The 11,920-nt window shown below is 39.4% G+C and carries 8 protein-coding genes; 5 read left to right on the top strand and 3 right to left on the bottom strand.

The window, feature by feature from the left end; all coding sequences use genetic code 11:
* Positions 1–44 precede the first annotated feature (44 nt).
* The 4 genes from ACPUEN_RS05755 to ACPUEN_RS05740 all read left to right on the top strand — a co-directional run bounded on the left by ACPUEN_RS05755 (position 45) and on the right by ACPUEN_RS05740 (position 8,538).
* Complete coding sequence (locus tag ACPUEN_RS05755; RefSeq protein WP_425639157.1) at positions 45–1,274, top strand: glycan-binding surface protein; 1,230 nt, start codon at positions 45–47, stop codon at positions 1,272–1,274.
* A 185-nt stretch (positions 1,275–1,459) separates the two neighbouring features.
* Entirely contained in the window at positions 1,460–4,747 is a 3,288-nt protein-coding gene (locus tag ACPUEN_RS05750; protein WP_425639156.1) for a VCBS repeat-containing protein, read from the top strand.
* 8 nt (positions 4,748–4,755) lie between these two features.
* Positions 4,756–6,540 carry a glycoside hydrolase family 9 protein gene (locus tag ACPUEN_RS05745; protein ID WP_425639155.1) on the top strand — a complete coding sequence of 595 codons (1,785 nt, stop codon included), beginning with the start codon at positions 4,756–4,758 and terminating at the stop codon, positions 6,538–6,540.
* Positions 6,541–6,636: 96 nt separating this feature from the next.
* A complete protein-coding gene (locus tag ACPUEN_RS05740; RefSeq protein WP_425639154.1) occupies positions 6,637–8,538 on the top strand; it encodes a sialate O-acetylesterase in 1,902 nt (633 codons plus the stop codon).
* 47 nt (positions 8,539–8,585) lie between these two features.
* On the opposite strand, the gene ACPUEN_RS05735 is transcribed toward ACPUEN_RS05740, so the two are convergent.
* On the bottom strand, positions 8,586–9,653 hold the full coding sequence (locus ACPUEN_RS05735; protein WP_425639153.1) for an alpha/beta hydrolase: 1,068 nt from the start codon (positions 9,651–9,653) through the stop codon (positions 8,586–8,588).
* 4 nt (positions 9,654–9,657) lie between these two features.
* Entirely contained in the window at positions 9,658–10,245 is a 588-nt protein-coding gene (locus ACPUEN_RS05730) for a hypothetical protein (protein WP_425639152.1), read from the bottom strand.
* Between the two features lie 133 nt (positions 10,246–10,378).
* Here ACPUEN_RS05730 and ACPUEN_RS05725 point away from each other — a divergent pair, with 133 nt between their 5' ends.
* Positions 10,379–10,948, top strand: coding sequence for a hypothetical protein (locus tag ACPUEN_RS05725; RefSeq protein WP_425639151.1), 570 nt, complete (start codon positions 10,379–10,381; stop codon positions 10,946–10,948).
* A 591-nt stretch (positions 10,949–11,539) separates the two neighbouring features.
* Here ACPUEN_RS05725 and ACPUEN_RS05720 read toward each other — a convergent pair.
* Positions 11,540–11,857, bottom strand: a complete 318-nt coding sequence (locus tag ACPUEN_RS05720; RefSeq protein ID WP_425639150.1) for an antibiotic biosynthesis monooxygenase family protein — start codon at positions 11,855–11,857, stop codon at positions 11,540–11,542.
* Positions 11,858–11,920: the final 63 nt, after the last annotated feature.

Raw genomic sequence — 11,920 nt, 5'->3', positions numbered from 1 at the left:
CTAAACATATGAACATCATAAAAAATATAAGATCCTCACACTCAATGCTAGTAGCATCCGCGCTACTAATGGTACTTGCACTTGGTGCCTGTACGGAGGAGGATGAAATTAATGTTGGACCTCCAACTATAGAGCGGGTTAGAAATACTGATCCAACCACGGCTGACAGTGCATTTACTTCTGCTACATTGGGAAGTACAATTGCGATTTTGGGTAATAATCTTTTGGGTACGCAGCAAGTGTATTTGAATGATTATCCTTTAGGAGTGAATACCGCTTACGTGACTAATAATACCGTGATTGTAACTGTAGGAGATTCAGTGCCGACTGTAGCTACTGATCCAAATGTTCCAAACACCTTAAGATTGGTAAATAAATCAGGGGAGGCTATCATAGAATTCCAGACACTTCCGCCAGCACCGCAGGTCACTCAAGTAAAGAATCAGTATGTACAAGCTGGTGATGAATTGACTCTTTTCGGTAGATACTTCTACTTCGTAGATACAGTTTATTTCCCAGGCGAAGACGTTTATGTTACTTCAGGAATTGAGACGAATTCTGCTGGATCTACACTTAAGGTAACAGTACCTGATAATTTAGATTTCTCTGAAGGTCAATCTATCAGAGTTGTTTCCAAATCTGGTGGATCAGCTGTAAATAGAAATACCCAAATCTTTGCACAAGAAGGTATGGTGGCTGATTTCGATACTAATGGAGCTCTAGAATGGCCATGGAACTGGGGATGGGGCATATCAGGTGATATGATTCAGCCTTCTCAACCGGGAATCTCTAGTTTAGATGGTAGTTTCGCAGGTATGAATCAGGCGTTTCCAGCAAATTGGGGCTGGAATAATGATAAGGTTATCAATCTTGCAAATTGGGGTGGTGTTCAAATTTTCCCAGAAGGCGAAGGTTATGAGCCAAGTACTCCAGCAACGAACTTTGATATTCGTTTCGAAGTAGCAATCAATACAACTGAATCTATCGCAGGATTAGAAATGCAAATCTGGTATCCGGATAGTAATGGCAATGAATTGAGTTACAATATTCCACTAAATGAAGTGATCAAAGCTACTGATGGAAGCTGGCACACCTTATCTGCAAACATGACTCGACTGACTAATGGATCTACTAGATTAAATACCTATGGAGATTTCTTGAAAGGCGACGGGTTTACAAAACAGCTAAGATTGGTAGTGATAAATACTACATCAAATGATATACAAGCTGTAGTAGGCGTGGATAACATTCGAGTGATTAGAGCAGTAAATTAATAGTATAGCATAAGAGGTTTGTTTAATCAGTCTCCGGGGTAGAATGTTCTGCCTCGGAGATTATACTAAATGACTTAATTAACCTATAAGGTCACTGAGGCCACACCAGTAAATTAAACCCCACCTCATTTTAAGCTATAATTCAAATGACTAGCTTCTTTTGAAATCTTAATTTATCCTAGAGCTTGAACCCCCAACTTACCTTTAGAAAGAATAAATCATTAAGAATCCTCCAAGTCCTTGCACTAGGAGCACTAATTTTCATTGGCTCTTGCCAAAAAAAACAGCAGGAAACAGTCCAAACACTTTTTGAGTTAGTAAGTACTGACTCCACCAACCTTGCATTTACCAATCAAATCCAAGAAACCGAAGTCGCCAATATTCTCACCTATCAATATTTCTACAATGGAGGTGGAGTAGCTGTCGGTGATCTGAACAATGACGGTCTTGAAGATCTCTATTTTACTGCCAACCAAGGTCAAAACAAGCTTTTTTTGAATCAGGGTAACCTGAATTTCAGGGATATTACCCTGGCAACGGGTACAGCAGGTAAAGACAATGCCTGGACTACTGGCACCGCAATCGTTGATATCAACGGCGATGGCCTAAAAGACATTTACGTCTGCTATTCTGGTGATTTGCCAGATGAGCAGAGAAGAAATCAGTTGTTTGTAAATCAAGGGTTAGACAAGCAGGGAATACCATTTTTTGAAGAAAGAGCTGCTGAATTTGGATTAGACGATACAGGTTTCAGTACCGCAGTATATTTTTCTGATCTTGATCAAGATGGGGATTTGGATATGCTATTGCTAAATCACAATCCAAGACTTTTTAATAATCTCAACATCAATGCATTCGAAGCTATGCTTAGCACCGCTGATTCCTTGAGCAGCACCAAAATTTATAGAAATGATACCGGCGTTTTTACAAATGTCACTAAAGCATCTGGATTGACAGAAACGGGCTTGAGTTATGGTTTGGGAGCCTCTATCGCTGATTTCAACGGAGACGGTTATCCTGATATCTATTTGGGAAATGATTATTCTGCTCCCGATTATCTCTACATCAATCAGGGAGAAGGCACTTTTTCCAATGAAATAAATGAAGCAATCGGACACACAAGTCTCTATACCATGGGCGTGGATGCTGCGGATATCAACAGAGACGGAAGGTTAGATTTGATAAGTTTGGACATGCTTCCAGAGGATAATTCCAGACAGAAATTGCTTTTCTCCCCTGAGAATTATGAGCATTACAATCTGTTTCTGAAGGCAGGTTTGGGACATCAATTGATGCGAAATATGCTGCAGCTCAATAATGGTGACGGTACTTTCTCCGAGATTGGACAGCTAGCAGGGATCAGTGCTACCGATTGGAGTTGGGCACCGTTATTCGCAGATTTTGACAACGATGGCTACACGGATCTCTTCGTCAGTAATGGTTTCTTGAAGGATTTTACCAATCTGGATTTCATCAATTACCGAAATGAATACTTGCAAAATGAAAAGGTTACGGCGACTGGGATCAATGCGCTGATAAAGAAAATGCCCGCGACAAAAGTTGGTAATTATGCCTTCAGAAATATCAACGGAATTCAGTTTGAGAATCAATCTAAAAACTGGGGAATAGATACTCCGGGAAATTCTAATGGAGCTGTTTACGTAGATTTGGATCAGGATGGAGATTTGGATTTGGTGATCAATAATCTGAATGAACCTGCTCAGATTTTTAGAAACATGACTTCTGATCGCTCTCAATCGAATTTTATCCAAATCAAGCTTAAAGGACTGAAGGGGAATGCCGATGGTATAGGGGCTCGCGTGACAGTCTATCAAAATGGCGAACTCTACTATCAGGAGCAGCAGGTTTACAAAGGATACCAAGGAAATGTGAGTTCGATTCTGCACTTCGGATTGGGCAATGAAAAAGTTGATTCAATCGAGGTACGATGGAAAAACAGCAAAATCAACAGGATTAAGAATGTCGAAAGCAATCAAATTTTGGAAATTTCTGAAGCTGACGCAGAAATAGAATATAGAGTAGAATATAAAACAGAGCCCTATTTTGTTGCCTTAGGCGAGTTTTTGATCGATTCAAAAGCAACTCTTCCGAATGATTACAAGCGACAAAGCCAGTTGCTTTATAGCCTTTCAGAAAGCAAAGTTTCCATGATTGAAGCGGATCTAAATGGCGATAGTGTAGATGAAATAATCGTATCTGATGGATCATCTATCAAATCCTATCCAAGAGAGGTTGGAGGATACAAAGAGAAATTTGAATTGCTTTATTCCTCTGAAAACCCAACCATTACCTCAATGGCGACATTGGATACAGACGGAGATTCTGATTTGGATATCTACGTGGCAAAAGGTGGGTACTTTGATTTGACGGAAGGGGACGAAAGACAGAAAGATGTGCTTTTGATCAATAATGGAAATGGAGTTTTCACCGAATCCTCTTTTGACTTTGGTATATTTTCTACCGAGCATGCTAGTACTTGGGATGCTAATGGAGATGGATTGGATGACTTGTTTGTAGGGACAGGATATGTTCCTGGAAGATGGCCGGAATCAGTTTCTAGCCAACTTTGGCTTAATGAAGGAAATGGTACTTTTTCTCCAATTGTCTTAGAAAATATATCCAGAGTAAAAGCTTCACAAACCTATGATCTCGATCAGGATGGACTTGATGAGTTGATTATTGCGTCTGAATTTGATAGAATCCGAATTCTAAATTTTAAAGATGGCGAAATAGTAGATCGCTCTGAAGAGTTTTTGCCCAGTGGAAAAACAGGACTTTGGTCGTCCATATTAATTCAGGATCTGGATGGAGATGGAAGTCCAGAATTGATAGCGGGAAATTGGGGCTTGAATTCACGTTTACAAACAGATGCTGAAAATCCAGTTCGGATCTACTTCGAAGATTTTGACAGCAATGGCTCAGTTGATCCACTGATGACTTTTCCAGTGATGGGAGAGGAGTTCCCGTTCTTTTCCAGAGATGAGTTAGCCGCTCAGATGTATAAGAAAAAAGCGCTTTTTCCTAGCCATGAAGTATTTTCCAAAGCAAAAATCCAAGATATTCTTACTGCTGAGGAGCTTGAAAAAGCCAACAAAGTGGAAGCTCAAAATTTGGAAACTAAGATGTTCACTTTGAAGAATGGGCTATTCGAAGAAATAGCATTACCCACTATAGTTCAAGCATCGCCTATCCAAGCTATAAATGCATTGAAAAAAGGCGCTGGATATGATTTGATATTTCTGGGAAATCAATTGGAAGCTAGATTGAAAATCGGAAGAATCGATGCAAACCCAGGATGGGTAATAAGAAAAAGCGAAGATGGAAATTGGAAGGTTTTGGACAGAAAATTCAATGGAATGGATTTGAAATCAAATGTCTCCAGTTCATTGAATTTTAATAATACGCTCTGGATTGGGATCCCCAATAAAGGAGCTTTTAGATATCTATATTAATTGAAACGATGAGTACTAATACTTTATACATCAGTTATTTAAGAAAAAGAAGTGCTGCTTCGGCGGGATTGCTTTTCTTGATCTTAATTATGGGATGCAAAGCTCCCATGATAGACGAAAACCTACCTGTTGATGAATCCATACGACTTAATCAACTTGGCTTCTATCCAAATCAACAAAAATTGGCAGTGGTGTTAAATCATGAAGATGGAGAAGATTTTGTGATATGGGATACAGCTGGCAAGAGCATTGTATTTGAAGGGAAGTTATCCTCTTCAGTAAAGAAGACCTTTTCGGGTAGTAACACTAGAATTGCTGACTTCTCTACTTTTTCTGAAATTGGGAAATATATTTTGGTCTTGAATGGAGTTGGGAAATCTTATCCATTTGAAATCAAGCCTCAAGTCAATCAAGAATTAGGAAAGGCGAGTATTAAAGCATTTTATTATCAAAGAGCAAGTTTAGACCTGGAGGAGAATTATGCTGGTATCTGGTCCAGGCCAATGGGTCATCCTGATGATCAAGTAATGATTCATCCTTCAGCGATTTCTGCCTCCCGAAAGTCTGGAGAGGTATTATCTTCTCCAAAGGGATGGTATGATGCCGGAGATTACAACAAATATGTAGTGAACTCAGGAATTACAGTTGGTACTCTGTTGTCACTGTATGAAGATTATCCTAATTATTTTGAGAAACTAGAATTGAATATTCCAGAATCCGGGGATCAAGTTCCTGACCTTTTGGATGAGATTCGCTGGAATTTGGAGTGGATGATCACCATGCAGGACCCTACCGATGGTGGCGTTTATCACAAGCTGACTACAGCCAAGTTTGAAGGAATGGTTGAGCCTCATCTGGCAGTTTCCCAGCGCTATTTTGTCGCGAAAAGTACCACAGCAACATTGGATTTTGCAGCAGTGATGGCTCAAGCTTCACGTATTTACAAGGCGTATTTTCCTGAAGAATCTGTCATGTATTTAAAAGCTGCAGAGAAAGCTTGGAGTTGGGCAAAAGAAAATCCTGATGTCCTTTACAAACAAAATGAATTGAATGAAGCTTTTGATCCGGATGTAGTTACTGGTGCCTATGGAGATAACAGTACCAGCGATGAATGGATCTGGGCTGCATCAGAGCTTTTTATCACCACTCATAACTTGACCTATTGGGAAGAACTAGCCAATGCTGATCAGAGCTTCAATCTTCCGTCTTGGAATCAGGTAGCCTGGTTAGGTTATTACTCTCTGTTGAGGCATCAGGACCATATTACCTTGCTACCACAAGAATGGGTGGCAATGCTAAAAATAAATCTACTTTCGGCAGCTAGAGAGCAAATTGAAGGTACGGTGGGAACGGCTTTCAACACTCCTATTGAAACCAACTCCAAGAATTTCGTCTGGGGCTCGAATGCAGTTGCTGCTAATCAAGGAATACTTTTGATTTATGCTTTTAAGCAAAGCAATGAGCGAATATTTCTTGAAAGGGCATTGGATAATCTGGATTATATCCTTGGTAGAAATGCTACTGGATATTCCTATGTTACTGGATTTGGAACAAAATCTCCCTTGCACCCGCATCATCGATTAGCCACTTCCCGACCTGATTTGCCTCCTTTGCCTGGTTTTATAGTGGGTGGTCCAAATCCAAGGCAGCAGGATGGCTGTAACTACACGAGTTCATTTCCAGACGAATCTTATACAGATGAAAGCTGTAGCTATGCTTCGAATGAGATTGCTATTAATTGGAATGCACCATTTGCTTATTTAGCCAATTCATTGGAGGCGATTAATCAATAATTCCAATTGGCGGGAGTTTTAGACTTTCTTAATGGGAGTTATGTTTAGATGTTTCAAATTTTTTAGGCATTTTTCCATAAGAATTTACAAAAATCTATGAAACATACCTGGAAATTATTTGTCCTCCTGATTCTATTTTCATGTGAGTCCACAAAGTTTGAATCGGAAGTTTCCTTGCCTAGGCTGTTTGGTGATGGTATGGTTTTACAGCGGCAAGAGGCTATTTCTATTTGGGGAAAAGGTGTTCCTGGAGAAAATGTACGAGTCAGTTTGGCAGGAGCAATAACAAGTGGAACTGTTGAAGCGGATAGTACATGGTTCTTGCAATTGCCAGAATTAGCAGCTGGTGGACCTTTTGTGCTTGAGGTTAATAATCAGAAAATCAACGATGTATATATAGGCGATGTTTGGGTAGCAGGTGGTCAATCCAATATGGAATGGCGATTGAAATCTCAGGTAATTGGTGCGGAAAAAGAATTTGCAGAAGGAGGAAACCAAGAGATCCGGTTTTTTAAGGTTCCCAATTCCTATAGTGCTGAGAAACTTGACGATGTGGTAGGAGGAGAGTGGAAAGTAGCTGATTCAGTGAATATGAAGGACTTTTCAGCTGTAGCTTGGTTTTTTGCGAAGCGAAATAATCAGGAAATGAAAGTGCCAGTAGGAATCATTGAGTCCAACTGGGGTGGAACTCCCGTGGAAGGCTGGACAGATGCTGAGATTCTAGTTGAGATGGAAGGTTCTTTCCTGGCTCAGGCAAAAGACGTGGTAGAAAATAGAGATACTTGGATAGCAAAGCTGAACGAAAATGAGATGAATCAGCAGCTTCGGGACTCCCTGGTGAGCAATCCTGATACGCTTGCAGCAAGGAACGTTGCCTCTCTTGGTTATGATGATTCAAGCTGGAGAAAAATAAACTTGCCCGATGCCAATCCACTAGCACATATAGCTTGGGTTCGTAAGAAATTCAATCTTACTAATACGGATGATATAATCTTGCATTTGCCTGCATTGGATCAAATGGCCTATGTCTATGTAAATGGGAAATTGCTTCATTACAAAGATTGGGGAGTTTCTATGTCAGACATCGAGATTCCTTCTGACATGCTATTGAAGGGCGGTAATGTGTTAACTATTCGAGCTATAAATACTTGGAATAATCAGCCTAGAGTAGGACAGGAAGGCGAGATGTATATTTTAGATTCTGGTGAAAAGATTTCGCTTGAAGGAACTTGGTCTTACTCAAATTCAGTCGTAGAGCCTCAGCTTCCAAAAGTTGAATGGTTTAATTGGATGCCGGGTATGATGTATAATGCCATGATTGTTCCGATCACGAATTATTCCATCAAAGGAGCAATTTGGTACCAAGGCGAAAGCAATGCAGGTCGTCATGAAGAATACAAAGCACTTTTCTCTACTATGATTACCAATTGGAGAAAAGATTGGGGGTTGGGTGATTTTCCTTTCCTTTTTGTACAGTTAGCAAACTATATGGAGCGTAAGGATGTCCAAGCAGATAGCAATTGGGCGTTTTTGAGAGAGGCTCAGACCCAAACCTTAGAATTACCAAATACAGGAATGGCTACAATTATAGACATTGGAGAAGCTGAAGATATTCATCCTAGAAACAAGAAAGATGTAGGAGAAAGACTTTGGCTCCAAGCCAGAAAAGTAGCTTATGGTGAGAAAAATGTCGCTTCAGGGCCTCAGTTTGATTCGCTATCGAGACAAGGGAATGAATTACTTGTCAAGTTTAAATCTGTGGGGGAAGGACTGAAATTAACTGAGGGAGAGGAAGTCAAAGGTTTTATTGCTGCTAAAGAAAATGGTGATTTTCAGCAAGTGACTGCAATGATTTCAGATAAGTCATCGGTAAGAGTAATACTTCCTGAAGGAGTTGAAGTTGGAGAAATACGCTATGCTTGGGCTGATAATCCGGAAGTGAATTTGGTGAATAATCTAGGCCTTCCCACTGAGCCGTTCAGAGCTAAGTTTGAATAGAGGAAATTAAAAAGACCAAGTTTTACAGCTTGGTCTTTTGTGTTTTTCTAGTCTATTTTTCCTTGTGACTCCTGCACCATCAGCAATTCATTCACTTTTTCCTGATATTCCGGTTTGGCTGGGATTTTCACCACATTTTCTAAGAAATCAATTGTACTAAAAAGAACTCCTTCCCAATCTCCAGAGGTAATTGAACTGGCAATTACATGATCAGCAGCTTTTGGGAATGCTTTCTTTCTTTTCATTTCGGATGGGGTACTTATCTGCTCATACATATCCAGCATTTTGGGCACTGAGACCACATCATCCTGATTTTGCTCATCTTCGTAATAATAAGCCAGAAAAAATGGCTGTTTAATTTTAGTGAAGGTGCTTTCATTCATATTACTGTAAAGGATGATTGCCAGACTTTCGTAAATGTTCATGTGGTAGTCTTCTGACCAATACATTGCTTTTTCACCTTCTCTATCTTGATGAATTATTTTATTTTTCATCATCGTCCATTGCATCAATTTTTGCATCCAAGGGGAAAAAAATGCAGAAAGCTTCTCACCATAATCCCGAACAGCAGGAGAATATACTGTTACCGCCTTGATATCGGGTTGTTGACTTGCCAATAGTAGAGTCAAAGCTCCTCCCATGGAGGTCCCAACTACGATTACTTCATCTCCTAGACTTTTCCCGATTTGATATGCTTCACCGGCGGCGTTTGCCAATGCCTGTGCACTTACATATTCTAAGCCATTCTCCCTCCTTACGCCGTGATCTGGAAGCCTCGTCACAAAAAGATTGGCTCCAAAATGTGCTGAAAGAAACCGATGAACTGGATCTCCTTCCATTGGACTGGCACCAAAACCATGGATATATACAATTGAATAGGGAGTTTTGTGCTTATTCATGCTATCTGCCCAGACTATATAGGCTTCATTGCCTGGCTTAAGACCTATCACAGTATCTTCCCTCTGATTTACATAGTCTTGTAACTCGGTCAGGCGAGTCGGCACCTGCGGATACTCAATGGTTATTTCTTGATCCTTTAGCTTAGGACCCAGCATGTACACAATGGCAAGTACCATTGCTGCGGCAAAAACACCTAAAAGGATTTTTCTTAGCATAAGATCAGTTTGTTAAAAGTACTGGAGAAGTGGATTCTAAGATTTTCTCTGAGCCATTTTTAAGGGTTAAAACAGTTCTGGTTTTCAATTGACTTTGATTGCTAGGTTCAAGGTCAACTGTTAGCCTATATTGACCCATAGAGCCGTTAAAATCTTTCAGCTCGGATAGTTTAATATCGTCGTGAGTGCTGACTAAATTAGAAATATCTGTACCTGCTTCTTGACCTCCATAGGGCGCAAGCAGTTCTATTCTAAGGCCAGTAATATTTTGAAAATTTAAATTTGGAGCGCAGGAAAGAGCGAATGCCATCCCCGGAAAACTCGAGCCAGTTGAAGCTTCAGATACTAATTCCCAGTTGATTCTAAGATAAATATTGAAGTCTTTAAAATTTACTGTATCAGACTCCGTAGCGGAAGCACTATTTTGTGAAGGTTCATAGTATAAGGTTAAATCCGTAGCATTTGCCTTCCTAGGTCCTCCACATTCACCAAAAGGATTGATTTCGGGGTCATTTACACATGACACAAAAACCATCAACAACATGTAGGCAGAAATCACCCCCCCAGTCAATTTCAGTTTTTTTGCATTCATACTAGTATTCTTAGGTCAGGATAATAATTTTGAAAAATTAAAAACTAATTAAACAGTAAAATTTAATCAAATCTAACCATCTATTTAAAGCAAATAGCGTTATTTCGTATTAATATATCTTAAACCAACATTTATGAAACGTTTAATACTAGGATTGCTATTGCTAATTAGTACACAGGTAGTACACGCTCAAGAAGTCGAACCCAAATTGGCAACTCAGGCAATTTATATGGAATTGGGTGGGCCAGGACTTCCTTATAGTTTTAACTATGATTTCAGATTTGACAAAACTAAAATTGACTCTTGGGGAATGAGAGTAGGTTTCGGGGGATATGCTGTGGATGGTGATTCATTTTTTTCTCTTCCTGTAATGGTAAATAAGCTTTATGGAAAAGGAAACCATTTTTTTGAAATGGGGTTTGGCGCAACTTTTTTGGCATTCAATAATCAAAATTACTATTACGAAAGTTGTTATTATGACGGTAATGGAAATTATGTCTGCGACTCCTATTCAGAAAGTGGTTATACCAGCTTCATTCTTGATATAGACAATTCTCCTTCAATTATGGGAGTGATGAATTTTGGTTATAGAAGAGTACCGACAGATGGGGGCTTTATGTGGAAAATAAACTTGAACCCGATCTTTAATAAAAATGGATTTTGGCCTCTATTTGCAGGAGTTGGTCTTGGGTATGCTTTTTAAGCAAAGATTTTAATTAGTATAAGTTTAATGATAAAATAGGCTTAGGGTTATAAACCCTAAGCCTATTTTAGTAGTATGATACCAGGCTTGCTTTTACTGAGGTAATTGAATATCAATTCAAATTATTCCTTAATTAATATTCAAATTGGTACTACCACGATTTTAATGGAGGTTACAGCTGATTTTTTATGATGAACGTTTCCGGAGGCTAACATCCGGATGGGTGAGCCTTACGGGATTTTCGGTTTTGTACTGGATTGAACGCCGTTAAGAAAATGACTTAGCTCACGAGGTACGAGAGAGATCCAGTCATTTTTAGGTGTGAAATTCAGTACAAAATTCCGCTGTCTACTCAGCTCAAAATAGCAATAAACCTCCCAGCGGAAAGAAAAGACCGAGGCTCAGGGTTTTTTGATTACTTTTTGGCCGCCAAAAAGTGACAAAGAAAAACCACTAGCTAACGATTAAATATGCTCAAAAGTGTAAAGTTCTGAATTGCAAGGAAATTTTCACAACATAGATCCTTAATTCTCTAATATAAATTTGAGCTAGAACTCACTTAGCTTCTCCACAAAAGTCAGGGTAGTACCTTCAAATTGAAAACTCATAATCCCTCTCAACTAAACAAATTCTTGTTTTATAAGCTGAGTACCATTTATCTCTTCCCATTCTTTGGGCAAGTAGATGATCTGTTTGCTGCTTCCAACTGCGAATAGCTTCTAGGTTGGTCCAATAACTTATAGTAATTCCCAACTCATCTCTTACACTTTCGTGTCCTAAATATCCTTCTTGAGCTTCAGCTAACCTTGCCATTTCTTCGGCTGTTTCTGCATATCCATCATTGATTTCTGTACGCATATTTGAGAAAATCACAGCGTAATAGGGAGGGCTTGGTGTTGCTGCTATCATTTTTTTTGATTTGGACTAGGGGTAGGAGCAAATGTAACTGTCATACTTTTATCTGCTAAAGAT

Origin of the sequence: Algoriphagus yeomjeoni (assembly GCF_049821175.1) — a bacterium.
GTDB lineage: Bacteria > Bacteroidota > Bacteroidia > Cytophagales > Cyclobacteriaceae > Algoriphagus > Algoriphagus yeomjeoni_A.
The sequence above is the reverse complement of the archived record's forward strand: the minus strand, read 5'-3'. Positions and strand labels throughout refer to the sequence as shown.

Bases quoted from the DNA above. Each gene is read 5' to 3' on its own strand.
- ACPUEN_RS05735 (WP_425639153.1), bottom strand. From the start codon at position 9,653: ATGCTAAGAAAAATCCTTTTAGGTGTTTTTGCCGCAGCAATGGTACTT.
- ACPUEN_RS05755 (WP_425639157.1), top strand. From the start codon at position 45: ATGCTAGTAGCATCCGCGCTACTAATGGTACTTGCACTTGGTGCCTGT.
- ACPUEN_RS05720 (WP_425639150.1), bottom strand. From the start codon at position 11,857: ATGATAGCAGCAACACCAAGCCCTCCCTATTACGCTGTGATTTTCTCA.
- ACPUEN_RS05740 (WP_425639154.1), top strand. From the start codon at position 6,637: ATGAAACATACCTGGAAATTATTTGTCCTCCTGATTCTATTTTCATGT.
- ACPUEN_RS05730 (WP_425639152.1), bottom strand. From the start codon at position 10,245: ATGAATGCAAAAAAACTGAAATTGACTGGGGGGGTGATTTCTGCCTAC.
- ACPUEN_RS05745 (WP_425639155.1), top strand. From the start codon at position 4,756: ATGAGTACTAATACTTTATACATCAGTTATTTAAGAAAAAGAAGTGCT.
- ACPUEN_RS05725 (WP_425639151.1), top strand. From the start codon at position 10,379: ATGAAACGTTTAATACTAGGATTGCTATTGCTAATTAGTACACAGGTA.